The organism is Piscibacillus salipiscarius (genome assembly GCF_042685285.1).
In the GTDB taxonomy this organism is placed as follows: domain Bacteria; phylum Bacillota; class Bacilli; order Bacillales; family Alkalibacillaceae; genus Piscibacillus; species Piscibacillus salipiscarius.
Map to the genome: position 1 here is coordinate 91,490 of NZ_JBHUMZ010000025.1, position 17,986 is coordinate 109,475.

Genomic DNA, 17,986 nt, shown 5'->3' on the forward strand with positions numbered 1-17,986 from the left:
TGACCTACCAGGTATTCGTTAAAACTTATTTAAGATGAGTATCACAAAACTCACTCACGACCTGTTCTTTTATTTCTTCAATGGGAAATTGATTCGGGTAAGTTGAAATCATTAACATAACCCCTTGAAGTGTTGATGAAAAGTATAAGGATCGTTTCTTAGGTTCATCAACACCTAACTCTTCAAAAATTTGACATTGAATCTCAAATTGTCTTGCATTCTCTTCAATAAGTATCTGACTATATTTAATTAATACTTCATCTTCTATGGGTTGTGTTTGTAGATGCAAATAAAATCGAAAAACTTGCGGTTCTTTATAGACATTGTGAATAGCATGCTCAATAATATATTTTAGTTGTTTATCCGGATTTTTAAGTGTTCTAGCACCTTCTATAACCTCAGCTACATTTTGAATTCGCATGTTTACCATGGTCGCAATTAGTTCTTCTTTGCCTTTGTAATAATTGTATAACAAGCCCTTAGAAATTCCTGCTTCATTAGCAACCGCACTAATTGAAGTTGCATGATACCCTTGCCTAATAAATAACTCCATTGCAGTTTGAATTATTTTCTCTTTTGTTTTATTACGTATACGCTCATTTTCTTCTTGGTTTCTGGGCATTAACAATCATTCCTTAATAAAGTTAGTGATTTGTTCATAAAGTTCTGAAGGATGAGTAAGAGTTACCATATGATCTGCATTTATTATCTCATAATTACAAACATCTGAGGCTACATCGAAGCAATTTAAAACACGATGATTATCTTTAAAATCGACACCTCCTATTAAAAGTAAGGTCTTTACGGTTAAGTTGGTTAACCTTTTATTAGCAGGAGGCGCAGGCCAAATCATCTCAAAAGCGGGCCATTGTAATACTCGTTCAAAGTATTTCCGGTGCATTTCAACCATAAAATCACGATGTTCACCAGCCATGACCACCTTATACAGGGATCCCTTTAATGATAAATCAACCATTTTGTTAATATCTGGCGCAGCTTGATTAATGTTATCTAGATATTTCTTAAATTCATGAGAATACTCAAACCCTGACAGCGAAGGCGCAATTAATATTAGATTCTCAACACGTTCAGGGTACATTAACGCAAACTCTGTCGCAATTTGTCCACCAATTGAATGACCAACTAGTGATACTTGAGGTTCTTCTAAATAATCAAGAAGCTTTAGCAAATCATCTACATAATCGACCTGACTTGTAGTGGGCGATGGCGAATTTCCAACTCCTCGCGCATCAAATGTAATAACTTTAAAGTGTTTGACTAATAAAGGCACTAAATACGACCATTCCCGCATATCAACTCCTCCACTATGAAGCAGAACAATTACAGGACCTTTTCCCCTAGTCTCATAATGCAAATCCATGGGCAACCCTCCAAAAAGAATTTATAACTTCATTTTACATTGAATGACCGTTTAGTCAATAGAAAAACAAAAAATAAAATGTAAAACATATTTGACATTTTTTCTATTTTAAAATACAATGAAAATGTCAAATATATTTTACAAAGAGTAGGCGGTATTTAATGAAAAATAATATTAGAGGATTACGTAAAGCCATGAAAATATCTCAAGAAGAATTAGCTAAACGATCAAATGTTTCACGTCAAACCATTAATGCTATAGAGAATAATAAATACGATCCAACTTTAAACCTCGCTTTTACGATTGCTTATCTATTAAATACCAATGTCGATGATCTTTTTCAATTTGAAATTAAAGAAAATAAAAGGAGGTAAGGTGTATGAAAAAATTAAAATTGGTTGGAGCCATACTCTTAGGTATAATTGTAATAGTATTCTTAGGGTTGTACATTACAGATTTCATTAATGATGAAGAAGGACAAATGGCAGATATTATTATGTGGGTCTTAATTGTTCTAGTGTTCTTCCAATTCGCAACTTGGGGTAGTGATCGTCAAACAGAAAAAGATGAAATGGGTAAACAAATTAAGGATAAGAGTGGGAGAATTAGTTACTATATTTTAACGGTTCTTTTACTAGCATTCTGGTTTATTGAAAACATCGTAAACGGAAGTCTCAGTAGTTTAGGCAATGTCTTAATACTTACTGCTTTATGTTTAGCAGTTATTATATATCCAATAGTTCAATATATATTCGCTAGAAAAATTTTTAAATAACAAAACAGAGTGCATTTCCTATGTGAAATGCACTCGACTAAGTTCATTAACAGTCTTTGGATTATCGATTCACGACTCTATGTGGTTATTGCAGATTCAACTGCCAAGATACACCATAGCGGTCATTTACCCAACCAAACTTTCTGCTAATTTCATATTTGTCTAAGGGCATTAAAACTTTCCCGCCATCACTTAATTTTTGAAACAGTTCTTCAATTTCATCTTCTGAATCACACTCTAAAAAGATAGAAAACGATGGAGTGAAATCAAATTCATGTTTAATCGAGCTATCCATACATCTAAACTCCTGATCTTTAAGCACGAATGTTCCTTGTACGATTTCTCCTTCTTCACCAGGACCTTCTTTTCCAGCACGTTTAATCTCACTGATCTGCGAATCGTCAACAATTGACGTATAAAAATTCATCGCCTCTTCAGCCTTACCGTCTTGAAACATTAAGAATGGGGATACTTGTTTCATTTAATCACTCCCTTTTACTTTATGTATACCACCTTAAGCAGTATCTTTATACAAATAATTGTATTTCGTTTCATTTACAAAATAAACAAAAATGAAAGACAATATTAACATTGATAGTGATAAACCTATAATCGTAATTCTTAACGACAGAATGTCACCTAGAAAACCAACAACTAAAACAAGTAAAACCTGTGCAGCACTTTGAACTAACTGAATGATACTCGTAACTCTTCCCATTAAATCTAACTGCACATTATTTTGATAGAATGTAGTGATTCCTGCATTTAAAAACACTAAGAAAAAACCAAGTACCACAAAGCCAACTGTAATCGAGATAAACGACCATGAAAGGGCATAGATGACGTATCCAATAGATGACAGTAAAATCCCAATACTAATCATGAATCTTAATGAAAAATTATTCGATAGGAAAGATAAGATCACACCACCAGCCACCGATCCAATTCCTGTGATACTAATGAGTAAACTGTACTCCGTCTCACTTAGCCCTATGACTTGCTGTGTAAAAACAATCTCTTGGGCATCCATTGCAAATGTTGCTACCATGACAAATATAAAGCCTAAATAAATGGCCGATACATAGAGATTTTGCTTCATAAAATGCTTGACCACTCCAAAATCATCTATGACCTGTTTTAATGTTAATTTAGGAGCTGACTTCAAATCCAGATTCTCTTTATCAGCTATTTTCATAAGTAATAGTGCCGCTAGAATAAAGAACCCTCCATTTATCCAGAGTGTTGTTTGAAGGTCCAATAGTAAAATTAACGAACCCCCTATAGCTGGTCCAATCATAAACGCTGTTGATGAAGTAAAGCTTTTAATGGAATTAAAACGTTTTCTCATATCTTTTGGAATAATTACTGTTATATAAGTCATCGATGAAGGCCCGAAAAAAGCATTAGCAATACTTAGTAAAATTAAAATAATATAAATAAAAACGATATGGGGCATAAGAGGAATCAGTATAATTAAAGATCCTCTAGCTATGTACGTTTGAATCATGATTTTCCGTTTGCTACGAAAATCTATGTAACTTCCAGTCCAAAACTTCGTAATAATGTTAGTTAGAGGTCCGATTAACCATAGTGCAGCAACTGCTGTGGCAGAACCCGTATTGTTATAAACTAAAATATTAATACAAACTAAATAAATAAAGTTTCCTAGATTACCTAAACTCAGTGATGCTAGAAGATAAACGGCATTTCTCCACTCACTCCTCATAACCCACCTCCTAAATTTAGATTACCACAAGATCAAGTTAATAAATGTTAAAAAATTCTGAACTTAATGGCACTCCATATTTTTGACTGCGTTGGTTACCTCATTTATCTTCCTAATAATTCCATGTCGTAATCCAAAAGTTTGTAACACTTTAAATTTTTGTAAAGCTTGTGTTAAGAGTTTGCTAGAGTTGTAGTTTCCCATTTAACTCTATTGTACAATCGGACTTGAAAGGGAGCTTCTTTAAATTGTGCACAATTTAATCAAAAGAATCTTCCTAATTGGCCAATGTTACACATCAACCATTAAGGGAGGAAATATTTTGTTAAACAAGCACCTATTCAAAAAAATAATGAGTGTTGTCATCGCAGGAGTATTGGTAGGTTCAATCTTTACTAGCTTCTCTCTCGCAAATGATACTGTAACAGCGGATCAAAATGTTAAAAGACAGGCAAAAATTAAGAACGTCATCTTTTTAATAGGAGATGGTATGGGGCCAGCTTACAATACAGCTTATCGTTACCTACAAGACGACCCATCTACACCATATATGGAAAACACAGCATTCGATGAACATTTTGTCGGTATGCAAAAAACTTATTCATGGGATCATGAAGAAAGTATTACAGACTCGGCTGCAGCAGCTACATCACTTTCTTCAGGAATTAAAACATACAACGGGGCTATTGCAGTAGATATGGAAACACAAGAAGTTCCAACTGCCCTTGAATTAGCCAAGAAACAAGGTAAAGCAACTGGACTTGTTTCCACTTCACAAATCAACCATGCAACACCCGCTTCATTCGGAGCCCATGATGAATCACGTCATGATTATGACCAAATTGCCGGTGATTATTATGACGAACTCATTAATGGAGAACACAAAATTGATGTCATGCTTGGTGGCGGTACCGATTACTTTGTTCGAGATGATCGCAACCTTGCAGAAGAATTCGAACAAGATGGATATAGTTATGTAACGTCTAAAGAAGAGCTGCAAAAAAACCAAAATAATCAACTACTTGGTTTATTTGCCCCAGTCGGCTTAGAATACGCTATTGATCGACCAGACTCCCAGCCTTCACTAGAAGAAATGACCAGCGCCGCTCTTGATCGACTAAGCAAAGACAAAGATGGATTCTTTTTAATGGTTGAAGGTAGTGAGATTGATTGGGCAGGACATGACAATGATATTGTAGCAGCTATGAGCGAAATGAAAGATTTTGAAAAAGCTTATAAAGCAGCGATTGAATTTGCGAAGAAAGATAAACACACACTTGTTGTGACCACTGCCGATCATTCAACTGGTGGCCTAACTATGGGAATAGATGGTGAATATAAATTTGACCCAACAGCTATTACAAAAGCTGAACACACCCCTGACTACATGGCTGAGCAAATTGCAGATGGTAAAGAAGTTAAAGACGTTCTAACAGAAAATATAAATTTTGAACTAACGTCTAAAGAATTAACATCTGTACAAGAAGCTGCTAAGTCAGAAGATGGCACTGAAATTGATAACGCTATTGAAGAGATTTTTAATAAACGCACAGGAACAGGATGGACTACCGGCGGGCATGATGGCGTAGACGTTAACGTATACGCATATGGACCTCAATCTGAGTTGTTTAATGGACTTCATGACAACCATGAACTTGGAAAAATTATGATGGAATTGATGTCAGGTAAAAGAGTTAAATAAACCAAAACAGTGCCACCTTAAAGTGCTATATGCCTTTAAGGTGGTTTTTATATTTTTACGCACCTATAAAATACCCAAACGCAAGGTACAAAATAGCAGCAATTCCAACTCCTATCGAGACTATTTTAAGCTTGTAGCGAGCATAATCTATAAGCGGCACATTCATAATAGATGCCGTCGTGATCGTCGTATCTCCAAGTGGGGACGTCATAGCACCAAATGTCCCGCTCGCAAACACGGCTCCAACTGTCATTGGAAGGGAAGCACCAGTTGATGCGGCAAGGGCGACACCAAGTGGCATAAAGATTCCCCACGTTCCGAATGATGACCCGATAAAATAACTCACAACAGAACCAACTAAGAATACAATCGCCGGAATTGTGAAGGCTGGTAAAAATGACCCTAATGTCGCACCTATAAATTTAGAAAAGCCAAGATCCTCTGCAACGAGAGACAGTGCCCATACTAAAATCAGTAGTATTATTGGTTCCATTAACTGATTTCCGCCATCGTAAAAGTGATACAACGTTTCATCCAGCTTTTGTTTTCTGATCATGTAAAAAATAAATGTAAATATTAACGTGATAAACACAGCTAGTAATATAATAAAGGTTGCATCCGCTTCTGCAAAAGCGTCAAATATACTTTCGGCACCTTTCTCCATCCCATCCTGCCATAACAAAAATAACGTTAACCCAAGCAGTAAAAATAACGGGACAATTAAGTTCCAAGGCTGAGCTTTAACAGTAGATAGCTCTTTCTTAATTCCTTTTCTATGGTATTTTTCCTTTTGTTTGGAATGTTGACTTTTGTCTTTTTTCTTAGGCTTCGACCAAAATGTCCAAATCAACCCGATGATTAACATTACAATCGCCAAAAAGTTATAAGGAATACTGGATAGAAATACTTCATAAGCATCTGCTTCTAAATTATGTTTCTGGATTCCGCCTTCAATAATCGAAACCATAAATCCTACAAATGCCGTTGCAGCTGGTAATAACACAATGACTGAACTAGTCGAGATATCCATTGTAAAACCGACTTTCCAGCTGGACATATTAACTTTTTTAAGTAGCGATTTAACTACTGGTCCAATCATCATGATTCGAAACATTGGCATCATAAAAGTGAAAGGTAAGGTTAGCCAAATGGCTGATAAAAGCCCCCGTTCAGAACCAATTTTCTCACTTGCCCACTCAGAAAACCCTTTAACCCCACCAGAAATTTGCATCATGCCAATTAAACCACCAAATAAATATAGAAAAGCAATGATATTAATATTCCCAGGGTCAGCAATCGTTTCAACCACATAAGTAACCGATTCTTTAGCACCATTTAAAATACTAAAATCAACTAAATATGCCCCAACCACTAACCCTAACACGAGCCCAGGAAGAATCTTTTTTAACGTAATGGATAAAACGATCACAATGACAAACGGAATTAATGAAAGCCACGTCTGTTCCATTAAACTCACTCCTATAAATCCTATTGTTACCACTTCACCGACGTATCATTTATAAAAAAATATATACAATGTAAATATATGATAAAGTTAAGGTGATGTATTTCAAATACAGGGGGAATCGCACATGGATAGTAATTCTGTCGATCAGATTGTGAAAGATATAGAATTCATAAAAAAACAACTCAATGAAAAGATGGTAACCAAACTTGGATTAGATCAATACATAAGAATTGCTAAACGATTAGATGACCATGCTAATGAGTGTGAAGAATGTGTTAATTTCTTAGAGGATTTAGAGCGCCACTTCAGAGATTTACAACATAGAATCAACGATCTAAATAAAGAAGATTATCAACGTCATCACAAACAAACGAATAACATAAAAAATCACTTACAAAAAAAGCACGGGCTAGTACCTGAGAATCATTATATGACGTTATATATGTCAGTCGGGATTAGTCTTGGTGTTGCCTTAGGTATGCTTCTTTTTGACAACTTGGCTTTAGGAATTCCCATAGGAATGACACTTGGCATTGCGATTGGTAGTGGAATGGATTCAGATGCAAAAAAGAAAGGAAAAATGATATAATCTTATTGCTTACTAGAACATAAAGGAGCGTCATAATAGATGAAATTAAAATTTTTATTAACTACTATATTGGTTTCAGTCATTTTAACTGGATGCGGGCAAAGTGAAGAAGCATCATCAGGAGATGTTGATATAAAGGAACTCGTGAATGATTATAGCACTGATGAAATAACAGAAGGTTCTGCTTCCATCACGTCAGAAAAACTCATTATTCAAGATCAGGATGGACAAGAAAAAATTTATGACTTACCAGAAGACGAGTTTTTTGTCTCTATTGCCCCATTTGTAAACCAAACACATCCATGTACCAACCATAGCTTAACTGGCTGTCAAGGTGAGATGGTTGAAGAGACATTTGATGTTTATATCGAGAATCAAGATGGTGAAGTCATTGTTGATAAAGAAATGAAGACATTTAAAAATGGCTTCTTTGATTTATGGCTTCCGCGGGAACAAACATATAACGTAACAGTAAAGCACGATGGAAAGATCGCCGAGCAAAAAATTTCTACGTATGAGCCAGATGGAACTTGTATTACCACAATGCGATTATCCTAAGATGTTTTAAAAACCCTTCAAATTCATTTTGAAGGGTTTTTTGTTTATCGTTCTTGATCAAAGTCATCTGGATTTAATTCATCTGTTATATCATCTTGTATTCGGCCGTTATTAAGCTTTTCCTCTTTTTGATCAAAATCATCTGGATTAAGTTCGTCTGTTATTTTATTTTTATTCAGGCGGCTATGTTGGTTGTTTTGACTTCGTTGATCTTTACGGTCCATGTTGTTCACTCCTCTAATTTTATATGTTTAGTTTGAGGAGTGGAAAAACAATTATACACCCTTAATTACAACCATTCTCCTTAGTTATATCATTTGACAATTGGATAATCTTTTAGGATCTGAGTTCGTCGGAACGTCCGGCTGCCAAGCGGGGCCACTGAGCAGTTGGACGACCGTTCTGTTGAAACTGACCACCTTTGGAGCCCCAATGCTGCGGCCAACCCTCTGGCGAATCTTCCCAGAACTCTTGCCTACCGTAAACAGTCAAATCCAATAATCCGTACGAAGGTGACATCAGCTCATTGCCACGCCCGGTTGTCCAGTAGGTCTCGTAGACCCTCTCACCGTCACGGAGATAACAGACTAAGATACCGAAATGCCTGTCCACGATTAACCGATCTACTGATTCCTGCGGCACCGAATACCAGGGTATCGTCCAGCCCATAAAGTTGCGATATTTCTAACTCTCCTCGAATGGTCCCTCACAGAAAGTGGCATAGCTTACGTCCCTTGAATGCAGATAGGATAGCTCATTAATGTGAGTCGTGGAAAATGTGCAGCCCTCGCACTGCTCAGATGCGGGTTTGCCTGTGTGCCACATGTGGAAGTAAACAATTAACTGGCTGCGACCTTCAAACGCATCCAGCAAAGTAGCTGGGCTATCTGGTCCGATTAGTGGGGTGGTCGAATCCACCTCCACCATAGGCAACCGTCGACGGGCTGCCGCAATTGCGTCACCTTCACGAGTATGCGCCTTCTCTCGGATTCGCAACTCATTCAGTTCATTTTGCCAAGTGGATCGAGCGACCACTTTAGGCAAAGCAGAATTGCTAAAATAATCATTCATATAACTACCTCCTATTTTAAAGCTTTTTTCTATAGAATCGGCAGTAACTACTTGTTGTAAAGAAATTTACCTCATCAATCTGCTGTTTAAAACCATTAACATAAATCTCAATTGTTGCTCCCTCTTGTAGGAAGATACTTTTCCATTTAATGAAATAATTCAATTCCACAATATCACGTCGAGTTATTTAATAAGTATCTTTACACTCTTTATGTACACAAAATACCTTATAAGGAATATTCTTATCAAGGAATATTTAGAATTTTCAGTATAAATTGTTTCTTAAGGAGATTTTAATCCATTAACTCCTATAAAAAGTATTTTATGTGAATATAAAAAGCTGAGGCTAAATAACCTCAGCTTTAAACTTTATCATTATTCCACTGTTACAGATTTTGCTAGATTCCTCGGCTTATCAACGTCACAGTCACGATGAAGGGCTGCGTAGTAAGAAATTAGTTGTAATGGTAATACGGACACTAATGGTGTAAATAGGTTATGAACTGTTGGAATGACGAATGCGTCACCTTCACGATCTAGTCCTTCTAAACTAATGATACAGTCATTAGCTCCACGCGTTACAACTTCTTGTACGTTGCTTCGGATTGAGCTGTTAACGTGTTCTTGTGTTGCTAGGGCAATTACAGGGGTACCATCTTCGATTAACGCGATTGTACCGTGCTTAAGCTCTCCGCCCGCAAATCCTTCAGCTTGGATATATGAAATTTCTTTTAGTTTTAAAGCACCTTCTAATCCAACGTAGTAATCAAGTCCGCGTCCGATAAAGAAGCAATTACGTGTTGTTGAAAGGTAATCTCGAGCGATTTGATCGAAAACTTCCTTTTGGTCACATAGAGCTTCCATGGCACTTGAAACGATTCCTAATTCTTTCATTGGATCAAAATCTAATGTTAAGCCTTTAGCACGAGCTGTATCTACAGCTAAGATCGCTAATACGGCCATTTGTGCTGTGTAAGCTTTTGTTGATGCAACGGCAATTTCAGGTCCTGCATGTAGATGCATCGTATAATTTGCTTCACGAGAAAGGGTTGATCCCGGCACGTTTGTAATCGTAAGTGCTGGGTGTCCTAATTTATTGGTTTCCACTAATACTGAACGTAAGTCCGCTGTTTCACCACTTTGTGAGATGAACACAAATAACGGCTTTTCAGATAGAAGTGGGAAGTTATATGAGAACTCACTTGCAACGTGTACTTCAGTTGGTACTTCTGCAATTTTCTCTAAAAATTCTTTTCCGATTAAGCCAGCGTGATAACTTGTGCCAGCTGCGATAATATATACACGATCGCACTCGCTCATGGCTTTACGAATATCTTCATCTAGCTTAATATCGTCATTTTCATCCTGATATTCTTGAATGATTTTACGCATGACGAACGGCTGCTCATCGATTTCTTTCAACATGAAGTGAGGGTAAGTGCCCTTTTCAATGTCACTTGCATCAATTTCTGCTGTAAATGGTTCACGTTTAACTGGTGTGCCATCTAATTTCTGAAGTTCTACGCTGTCTTGTTTAACAATGACCACTTCTTCATCCATTAGCTCAACGAATTGATCGGTTACTTGTAACATTGCCATAGAGTCACTAGCGACAACGTTAAAGTTTTCACCTAAGCCAACTAATAATGGGCTTTTGTTTTTCGCAACATACACTTCATCTGGATTTTCTGAATCTAATACCGCTAATGCATATGAGCCATGTAATAGGCTAACTGTTTTACGGAATGCTTCAAGCGTATTACCTAGTTCTTGTGCGAACTTCTCAACTAACTGAACAATAACCTCAGTATCTGTCTCACTAACAAAGTTCACACCTTCAAGATACTCACTTTTAAGTTCTTGGTAGTTTTCAATCACACCATTGTGAACTAAAGTGAATCTGCCAGATGTACTTTGGTGAGGGTGAGCGTTCGTCTCGCTTGGCTCACCATGAGTTGCCCAACGTGTATGACCTATTCCAGTTGTGGCCTTAACATTCTCATCCACAGCATCGCGTAAGGTCGCAATACGTCCTTTTACTTTAAATACGTTCATGTCTTGATCTGAACGTACCGCAATACCTGCTGAGTCATAGCCACGGTATTCTAATTTTTCAAGTCCTTTTAAAAGAATTTCTTTTGCGTCTTTGTTACCAATATATCCTACAATTCCACACATGTCGTGTTACCTCCTATGGAAAGAGGCAAACAAACTCCTGATGTCAGGGGCATTCGTTTGCCCCTTTCTCGTATTCTGTATTTTTAGGTCATCTTATTTTAGTTGGTTGTGCATAGAGTTACCTCTATGTTTTCAACTAAAACACACAGCTGAGATGACGTGCAGCTGGAAGGCACCCGCCGATGATTCGATGAAACCTTCTCCTCGTCAACTATTTCTAGTTAAACCGTCCATAGAAATAGTCCTGGCGCTTTAATATTAAGTTTTCCGACTACGCTCCTTTCCATTCCCGAATAACGTGCATTTTAAACAGCACAACTCATATTTTACTTTAAATTCAAGCGATTGGTCAATTACATTTTATTAACAAAAAAGCATAGGGCACTATAACACCCTATGCCTCTTCTATAAGTATGCAATTTACATTCCTAATTGTTCCTCAATGACTTTAACAACTTGTTTCACATATTTATCGCAGTCATCTTTAGTTGGCGCTTCAACCATGACGCGTACAACTGGCTCTGTACCAGAAGGGCGTACAAGTACACGGCCTTTATCGCCTAATTCTTGCTCAACGCGATCAATTTCTTGCTTAACTTTTTCGTTATCAGTAACACCATGTTTGTCAGTTACACGAACGTTCTTTAGTTCTTGAGGGAATTTCGTCATACCCTCAGCTAATTCAGATAAAGGTTTGCCAGTTTCTTGCATAACATTTACGAGTTGTAACGCTGATAACATCCCGTCACCCGTTGTATTGTGATCTAAAAAGATAAGGTGTCCTGATTGTTCGCCACCTAAATTGAAATCATTCTTACGCATCTCTTCCATGACATAACGGTCTCCAACTTTAGTCTTTGCTGTTGAAATACCTAATTCATCAAATGCACGGTATAACCCGATGTTACTCATGACTGTTGTTACGACTGTATCTTGCTTCAGCCGGCCCTGACTTTTATAATAGCTTCCGCAAATGTACATAATTTTATCGCCATCTACAATATTTCCTTTCTCATCTACGGCAATAAGACGGTCTCCATCACCATCAAAAGCTAACCCTAGGTCTGCACCTTGCTCAATCACGGTTTCACGCAGTTTTTCAGGATTAGTTGATCCATATCCATCGTTAATATTAAGACCATCTGGGGATGCTCCAATAGCCATTATGTCCGCTTCAAGGTCCGCAAATAAATGGGATGCGAGTGGTGATGTTGCACCATGAGCACAGTCTAACACAATTTTGACCCCATCAAAGTCAGTATCAACCGTTTGTTTTAAGTGTTGTAAGTATTTCTGGCCACCTTCATAGTAGTCCATCACTTGTCCAATGTCTCCGCCAACTGGACGAGGAAGATTATCTTCACCATCCAATAAGGCTTCAATTTCATCTTCTTGCGCATCTAATAACTTAAACCCATCAGATCCAAAAAATTTGATTCCATTATCTTCAACTGGATTATGTGAAGCTGAAATCATGACGCCAGCTTGAGCACCTGAGGCCTTTGTTAAATAAGCAACTCCTGGAGTTGAGATGACACCTAATCGCATCACTTCGACCCCAACAGATAGAATACCTGCGATTAATGCGCCTTCTAGCATCTCTCCTGAAATACGAGTGTCTCGACCAACTAGAATTCTTGGCTTTTCTGTTGCATTTTTTGTTAAAACATAACCGCCAAAACGGCCTAGTTTATAAGCTAATTCTGGTGTTAGGTCTTTGTTTGCTATGCCGCGAACACCGTCTGTACCGAAATATTTACCCATATTATTTCGCTCCTTTATTCTCTTCCATATTTCTAATCTATTTATTCTACTCGGACTCTAACCCGTTCTGTTTCTGTTTTGTAGCGTATACCGTCTGGCGCTTCAATGTTTATATCTTTATAGACTTCACCTTCTATGGTTTCCGATACGTCTATCCACACGCGGACATCTTCTTTACTTAACTCTTCTAAATCAGATGCCTTACCAATGAAAGTCACGTCAATTAAAGGCTCTTCAGGTTCCACAAAGGTAATGTCTTTACCTTCTGCTAAGTTTTCGACTTCAATATCTAATTCGGTTAACTCTCGTTCCTCAGCATTTTCTACAACTACCTCAACTTCAATTGTTTCAGGTTCTACTTTTCTAACCCCATTTGGTGTTTCTAATTGATGTTCAATCGTAGTCGTTTCACTAATTTCTGATAAATCTACCATAATTGGATCAATTTGGTCAATTCCATCTAGAGCTTCATTAGACCCATACATTGTCGCTGTAACTGGAGTTACCTTTATATTTTCCAAAACGAGGTTCTCACTTAATTTACCAGTTGTTTCAGTCTCAATTGGTAGACGCTTGTCCGCCATAGATACATCCGCTTCAACGTTAACCGTCGACGGATTAATATAGACATTGAGTTCATTACCTTGAGAGTCATATACTTTAACTGGTATATTATTAGCATTTCCATCCTCTGTTAGGTCTTCAAAATTAACAATCGCTTTAACTATGCCAATTTTTTCAATCTCTGACTTGGGTCCTGAAACTTCAACTTCTTTAGGGTCAATGGTTGGTTCAGACGCAAAGACTTCAGATAGGTCAGTACCATTTCTTCCTACGAATTCTAACTCTACTTGCTGTTTAATACTAGAACGCTCTTCTATGGTGACCTCAACCGTCTGAGGTTGAATGACAACGTTTAACTGGCTGGATAACCCATTATGTTGAACATCCACTTCATGAGTGCCTGGTTTTAAACCATTTAAATCAATAAACACATCAAAGTTACGCTGCCTTACAGCTTGCGTCACTACGCCGACTGGACCTTCAATGGACACTTCCACTGTATCGGGCACACCACGCACGACATGACGACCTTCATCTAACTCAACTTGTAATGCAACATTCTCCATTGTTTCAGCTTCTGTCGTCCCTTGAGGAAAGAAAAATGATTCTTGTGACTGTGAAGCATTTTCATCTATTGAAACTGTCAAGTACAGTAAGAGGGCTAGAAACAATGACACAATCCGTGTGAACCATGGGCTTTTAATCCATTTATCCATTCGTTCTTCCCCTCCAGTTCCACGATTTGCTACTTTCTTGATTGGCTTGTAATTCTTTAGTTAGCATCTTCCTCAAATCTTCTTCTTCTAATTTTCGATGAAGCTCACCATTTTTCGTAGCTGAGATCATACCTGTCTCTTCTGACACCACAAGCGTCAGCGCATCTGTTACCTCACTAACTCCCATTGCTGCACGGTGTCTAGTTCCAAGTTCCTTCGAGATAAAAGGACTTTCACTTAACGGAAGATAACAAGCTGCAGCTACAATCTCATCATCTTTAATAATGACAGCCCCGTCATGCAATGGTGCATTAGGCATAAATATATTCGTTAATAACTCACTCGTTAACTTACCATTTACATTGATACCCGTTTCTACATATTCACTCATACCTGTTTCTCGCTCTATTGTTATTAAAGCACCAATCCGGCGCTTACTCATATACTTACAAGAACTAACGATTGCTTCAATTGTGTCATGAATCGCTTTTTCCTGTGAATGAGAATGACGAGAGAAGATACTGCCACGCCCTAATTGTTCCAAAGCACGACGAATTTCAGGCTGGAAAAGGATAATCACTGCGAGGAAACCCCAGTCAATCGCTTGAACGACTAACCACTGGACAGTTGTTAACCCTAGAATATTACTAATAAACCAAATACCTAAGACAACAAAGATTCCTTTTAGTAATTGGACAGCCTTAGTGCCACGAATTAACGTAAATAATTTATATATAACGAACCATACGACCGCAATGTCGAGTACGATTCCGAGGATATGTAAAAGGTCAAACTCTTCCCACACAGGCCACACACCCTTATGACTTTATTTCTATCTTTACTACATTATATGCCACCTTAATTATAGCATAAATTGTTTTTCCTATAATCGCAAAAATAAAACGTCTAGCAACTAAATGCTAAACGTTAAGGACTAACAAATGATAAAAAGCTCTTAAATTCATTTTCCGCTCGATGATACATCCAGGCAAAGTATTGATCAATTTCAACTACTTTACCCTCTACATGATGTGATATATTCGCAACTTGATAATTATGATTGTTACTTGATTCGACAATTTGACTGTTAACAAGGGTTAGGTTGCCTTTAATTTTACCCATCAAAACAACCTCTGCATTCCGAACGATAAAATCACCTTCAATGATTTGATCTTCAGGAATAATCACACGGTCCCCCTCTGTGATCACACCCTCATGCTTAGATAAAGATAATTGCTGGTTTGAGTGAAAACTGCTAACTGTCGACGTAAACACCATGATAAAGAATACAACAGCAGCTGAGATTAGTGGATGCTCTTTAATAGTCTTCGAGAATTTCTTAGTTTTTGTATCTTCAGGTAAACGGCTCATAATATTAGTTTTTAAGTCACCAGGGGCCTCTACTTCTTGTACTTCAGAAAGTTTCTGGTCTACTTTTTTAATATCTTGATAATGAACCTGACATTCTTTACATTCCATCAAGTGATGTTTTAAACAATTTTCTTCATCATGACTTAACTCATGATTTAATAATCGATGTAACTCTTCCTCGAAAATGTGGTTACACGCCATCTTCAATCAGCTCCTAATGGTCTTAACAAGACTTTTTCTTAAAGCCTCTCTCCCTCTGTGAAGGTGGGTTTTTACAGTCCCCACGGGTAAATCTAATGTTTCCGCTATCTCTTCTAATGACAATTCCCTTACGTATTTTAGCACAATCACAGCTCTGTACTTAACAGGTAGCTCAAGTATAGCTTCTTGAATCGTATCATTTAGTTCTTGAGCCTCAACACTCTCATCAGGAGTCGGACCCTCATGGTTGATTTGATCTAGATATGTATTACTGTGATCATCATTTATTGGTTGATCCAATATGTGCAAGGGCTTTTTCTTTCTCATCCAATCAATGCTTAAGTTTGTCGCAATTCGGTACAACCAAGGTGCAAACTTGTTCTTTTGTTTAAAAGATTGGATACTTGTATATGCTCGAACAAACGTTTCTTGTGTGATTTCTTGTGCATCATGATGATTCCCTAACATGCGATAACAATGCTGGTAGATTCCATGTTGATACTGATCAATAATATCACCAAACGCTTCGTGATTACCCTTTTTAACTTGTTTGATTAACTGCGCTAACCTAAATTCCATATTTGTCCCCCGCAAAAAATGCGGTCATGCTTTAATACGTCTTAAAAACAATAAGGTTTCATTTTATATGTAAAAAATTCGCATGACCCTAATCCCTTTCATTACATTATACCTAAAATTTACAAAAATTAAATTTTAATTCAAAATTTTGTTAGAAAAAAGAAAACCAAAGCACGCAACTAGGTGCTTTGGCTACTCAAAGATATTTATAAATATTTTTCTCCAAATAAAGTTGTTAGCATGTCCACTGCAACCTCTGCCGTTTTATTCTGATTGTCTAATAGTGGATTAACTTCAACGACTTCAACGGATGTTAATAGATCTGATTCGTGCAATAACTGCATGGCATATCTCGTTTCTCTATAAGAAGGACCACCTTCAACTGGTGTTCCAGTTCCCGGTGTATGGGCTGGGTCAATCCCATCGACATCTAGGCTTAAATGCACACCATCCGTTTGTTCTTCTAAATATTCAATCGAATTCTTCATAACGTAATCCATACCAAGACGATCAATATCGTGCATCGTAAAGACTTTAATACCGTTTTCGCGAATGATTTCTTTCTCACCTTCATCGATTGAGCGGGCGCCAATAATAACGACATTTTTAGGATCTACTTTTGGCCCCTTACCACCTAGATTGATAAGACGGTCATGACCAATACCGATACTTGCAGCAAGTGACATTCCATGAATATTACCTGATGGAGAAATTTGACCTGTGTTTAAATCTGGGTGAGCATCATACCAAATGACTCCCATGTTTTGATAGTGATGATGAAGGCCAGCAATTGTACCAATAGCAATACTGTGGTCTCCACCTAATATTAATGGAAAATCGCCTTTACTTTTAATTTCTTTTACTTTTTCAGCTATATTTTCATTCCCTTGTGAAACCTCATTTAAGTTTTTTAAACTAGTCTCAGGATCTATTTGATTTGTACCTGTCATAGGTACAGAAACATTGCCATAGTCATTTATAGTTATTTTAAGATTCTTTAGACGTTCCACTAAGTCTGCATGTCTAATAGCATCCGGACCAAGATCTACCCCCATATTTGGTTGTGCTATAGTTATTGGAGCCCCAATAATTCCAAGTTTCTGATTCATACGCATTTACCCCCTCTTATCTGTCAACATTTTATCCATAACTATAGGATGGTTCAACTGGACAAAATCATGAATAAATATGCAGTATTGGCAGCGCTTACAGAGATGGTCTATTTCTCCCTAAATTAAAGGTTCTAAGTCAAATGTTGGGGTGAGCATACGCTCACTCCTAATTATGTGACTCGAACTTTTATATTTTTATATTGATGATGTAATAATATCTTCAATCTAAAG

General features: G+C 37.3%; 18 protein-coding genes and 1 pseudogene. 5 read left to right on the plus strand and 14 right to left on the minus strand.

The window, feature by feature from the left end:
* Nucleotides 1-25: 25 nt before the first annotated feature.
* Together ACFSW4_RS11800 and ACFSW4_RS11805 are read right to left on the minus strand one after the other, a co-directional pair.
* Nucleotides 26-622 carry a TetR/AcrR family transcriptional regulator gene (locus ACFSW4_RS11800; RefSeq protein WP_054754649.1) on the minus strand — a complete coding sequence of 199 codons (597 nt, stop codon included), beginning with the start codon at nt 620-622 and terminating at the stop codon, nt 26-28.
* Nucleotides 623-628: 6 nt separating this feature from the next.
* Entirely contained in the window at nt 629-1,381 is a 753-nt protein-coding gene (locus ACFSW4_RS11805; RefSeq protein WP_054754650.1) for an alpha/beta fold hydrolase, read from the minus strand.
* Nucleotides 1,382-1,542: 161 nt separating this feature from the next.
* Here ACFSW4_RS11805 and ACFSW4_RS11810 point away from each other — a divergent pair, with 161 nt between their 5' ends.
* Together ACFSW4_RS11810 and ACFSW4_RS11815 are read left to right on the plus strand one after the other, a co-directional pair.
* Nucleotides 1,543-1,755, plus strand: a complete 213-nt coding sequence (locus ACFSW4_RS11810; RefSeq protein ID WP_054754651.1) for a helix-turn-helix transcriptional regulator — start codon at nt 1,543-1,545, stop codon at nt 1,753-1,755.
* A gap of 5 nt (nt 1,756-1,760) precedes the next feature.
* Nucleotides 1,761-2,156, plus strand: a complete 396-nt coding sequence (locus tag ACFSW4_RS11815; protein WP_377329485.1) for a hypothetical protein — start codon at nt 1,761-1,763, stop codon at nt 2,154-2,156.
* A gap of 85 nt (nt 2,157-2,241) precedes the next feature.
* On the opposite strand, the gene ACFSW4_RS11820 is transcribed toward ACFSW4_RS11815, so the two are convergent.
* On the minus strand, nt 2,242-2,637 hold the full coding sequence (locus ACFSW4_RS11820) for a VOC family protein (RefSeq protein WP_054754653.1): 396 nt from the start codon (nt 2,635-2,637) through the stop codon (nt 2,242-2,244).
* 33 nt (nt 2,638-2,670) lie between these two features.
* Nucleotides 2,671-3,882, minus strand: a complete 1,212-nt coding sequence (locus tag ACFSW4_RS11825; protein ID WP_377329487.1) for an MFS transporter — start codon at nt 3,880-3,882, stop codon at nt 2,671-2,673.
* A gap of 352 nt (nt 3,883-4,234) precedes the next feature.
* Between ACFSW4_RS11825 and ACFSW4_RS11830 the strand changes: the two genes are divergently transcribed.
* Nucleotides 4,235-5,584, plus strand: a complete 1,350-nt coding sequence (locus tag ACFSW4_RS11830) for an alkaline phosphatase (protein WP_377329509.1) — start codon at nt 4,235-4,237, stop codon at nt 5,582-5,584.
* Between the two features lie 55 nt (nt 5,585-5,639).
* Here ACFSW4_RS11830 and ACFSW4_RS11835 read toward each other — a convergent pair whose 3' ends face one another.
* Nucleotides 5,640-7,052, minus strand: coding sequence for a Na+/H+ antiporter NhaC family protein (locus tag ACFSW4_RS11835; protein ID WP_377329489.1), 1,413 nt, complete (start codon nt 7,050-7,052; stop codon nt 5,640-5,642).
* A gap of 124 nt (nt 7,053-7,176) precedes the next feature.
* On the opposite strand from ACFSW4_RS11835, the gene ACFSW4_RS11840 reads away from it, so the two are divergent.
* Nucleotides 7,177-7,641 (plus strand): hypothetical protein, encoded by a 465-nt coding sequence (locus ACFSW4_RS11840; protein WP_377329491.1) that lies wholly within the window; start codon nt 7,177-7,179, stop codon nt 7,639-7,641.
* Between the two features lie 39 nt (nt 7,642-7,680).
* A complete protein-coding gene (locus tag ACFSW4_RS11845; RefSeq protein ID WP_377329493.1) occupies nt 7,681-8,199 on the plus strand; it encodes a CueP family metal-binding protein in 519 nt (172 codons plus the stop codon).
* 44 nt (nt 8,200-8,243) lie between these two features.
* Here ACFSW4_RS11845 and ACFSW4_RS11850 read toward each other — a convergent pair whose 3' ends face one another.
* The 9 genes and pseudogenes from ACFSW4_RS11850 to rocF all read right to left on the minus strand — a co-directional run bounded on the left by ACFSW4_RS11850 (nt 8,244) and on the right by rocF (nt 17,752).
* Complete coding sequence (locus tag ACFSW4_RS11850; protein WP_054754654.1) at nt 8,244-8,423, minus strand: hypothetical protein; 180 nt, start codon at nt 8,421-8,423, stop codon at nt 8,244-8,246.
* A gap of 112 nt (nt 8,424-8,535) precedes the next feature.
* Nucleotides 8,536-9,270 (minus strand): annotated as a pseudogene (locus ACFSW4_RS11855) (DUF899 family protein).
* Nucleotides 9,271-9,645: 375 nt separating this feature from the next.
* Nucleotides 9,646-11,448, minus strand: a complete 1,803-nt coding sequence (gene glmS / locus ACFSW4_RS11860) for a glutamine--fructose-6-phosphate transaminase (isomerizing) (protein WP_054754655.1) — start codon at nt 11,446-11,448, stop codon at nt 9,646-9,648.
* A gap of 420 nt (nt 11,449-11,868) precedes the next feature.
* Entirely contained in the window at nt 11,869-13,212 is a 1,344-nt protein-coding gene (glmM, locus tag ACFSW4_RS11865) for a phosphoglucosamine mutase (protein WP_377329495.1), read from the minus strand.
* Between the two features lie 41 nt (nt 13,213-13,253).
* Nucleotides 13,254-14,492: a CdaR family protein gene (locus ACFSW4_RS11870; protein WP_377329497.1), complete on the minus strand. Its 1,239-nt coding sequence runs from the start codon at nt 14,490-14,492 to the stop codon at nt 13,254-13,256.
* Nucleotides 14,485-15,297, minus strand: coding sequence for a diadenylate cyclase CdaA (gene cdaA, locus ACFSW4_RS11875; RefSeq protein ID WP_377329499.1), 813 nt, complete (start codon nt 15,295-15,297; stop codon nt 14,485-14,487). The genes ACFSW4_RS11870 and cdaA overlap by 8 nt, the downstream gene beginning before the upstream one ends.
* 122 nt (nt 15,298-15,419) lie before the next feature.
* Nucleotides 15,420-16,064, minus strand: coding sequence for a hypothetical protein (locus ACFSW4_RS11880; protein ID WP_377329501.1), 645 nt, complete (start codon nt 16,062-16,064; stop codon nt 15,420-15,422).
* Between the two features lie 6 nt (nt 16,065-16,070).
* On the minus strand, nt 16,071-16,643 hold the full coding sequence (sigW, locus tag ACFSW4_RS11885) for an RNA polymerase sigma factor SigW (protein ID WP_054754659.1): 573 nt from the start codon (nt 16,641-16,643) through the stop codon (nt 16,071-16,073).
* A 206-nt stretch (nt 16,644-16,849) separates the two neighbouring features.
* Complete coding sequence (gene rocF, locus ACFSW4_RS11890; protein WP_377329503.1) at nt 16,850-17,752, minus strand: arginase; 903 nt, start codon at nt 17,750-17,752, stop codon at nt 16,850-16,852.
* Nucleotides 17,753-17,986: the final 234 nt, after the last annotated feature.

Coding starts and splice junctions, on each gene's coding strand:
- ACFSW4_RS11800 (WP_054754649.1), bottom strand. CDS start 622: ATGCCCAGAAACCAAGAAGAAAATGAGCGTATACGTAATAAAACAAAA.
- ACFSW4_RS11805 (WP_054754650.1), bottom strand. CDS start 1,381: ATGGATTTGCATTATGAGACTAGGGGAAAAGGTCCTGTAATTGTTCTG.
- ACFSW4_RS11810 (WP_054754651.1), top strand. CDS start 1,543: ATGAAAAATAATATTAGAGGATTACGTAAAGCCATGAAAATATCTCAA.
- ACFSW4_RS11815 (WP_377329485.1), top strand. CDS start 1,761: ATGAAAAAATTAAAATTGGTTGGAGCCATACTCTTAGGTATAATTGTA.
- ACFSW4_RS11820 (WP_054754653.1), bottom strand. CDS start 2,637: ATGAAACAAGTATCCCCATTCTTAATGTTTCAAGACGGTAAGGCTGAA.
- ACFSW4_RS11825 (WP_377329487.1), bottom strand. CDS start 3,882: ATGAGGAGTGAGTGGAGAAATGCCGTTTATCTTCTAGCATCACTGAGT.
- ACFSW4_RS11830 (WP_377329509.1), top strand. CDS start 4,235: ATGAGTGTTGTCATCGCAGGAGTATTGGTAGGTTCAATCTTTACTAGC.
- ACFSW4_RS11835 (WP_377329489.1), bottom strand. CDS start 7,052: ATGGAACAGACGTGGCTTTCATTAATTCCGTTTGTCATTGTGATCGTT.
- ACFSW4_RS11840 (WP_377329491.1), top strand. CDS start 7,177: ATGGATAGTAATTCTGTCGATCAGATTGTGAAAGATATAGAATTCATA.
- ACFSW4_RS11845 (WP_377329493.1), top strand. CDS start 7,681: ATGAAATTAAAATTTTTATTAACTACTATATTGGTTTCAGTCATTTTA.
- ACFSW4_RS11850 (WP_054754654.1), bottom strand. CDS start 8,423: ATGGACCGTAAAGATCAACGAAGTCAAAACAACCAACATAGCCGCCTG.
- glmS (WP_054754655.1), bottom strand. CDS start 11,448: ATGTGTGGAATTGTAGGATATATTGGTAACAAAGACGCAAAAGAAATT.
- glmM (WP_377329495.1), bottom strand. CDS start 13,212: ATGGGTAAATATTTCGGTACAGACGGTGTTCGCGGCATAGCAAACAAA.
- ACFSW4_RS11870 (WP_377329497.1), bottom strand. CDS start 14,492: ATGGATAAATGGATTAAAAGCCCATGGTTCACACGGATTGTGTCATTG.
- ACFSW4_RS11880 (WP_377329501.1), bottom strand. CDS start 16,064: ATGGCGTGTAACCACATTTTCGAGGAAGAGTTACATCGATTATTAAAT.
- sigW (WP_054754659.1), bottom strand. CDS start 16,643: ATGGAATTTAGGTTAGCGCAGTTAATCAAACAAGTTAAAAAGGGTAAT.
- rocF (WP_377329503.1), bottom strand. CDS start 17,752: ATGAATCAGAAACTTGGAATTATTGGGGCTCCAATAACTATAGCACAA.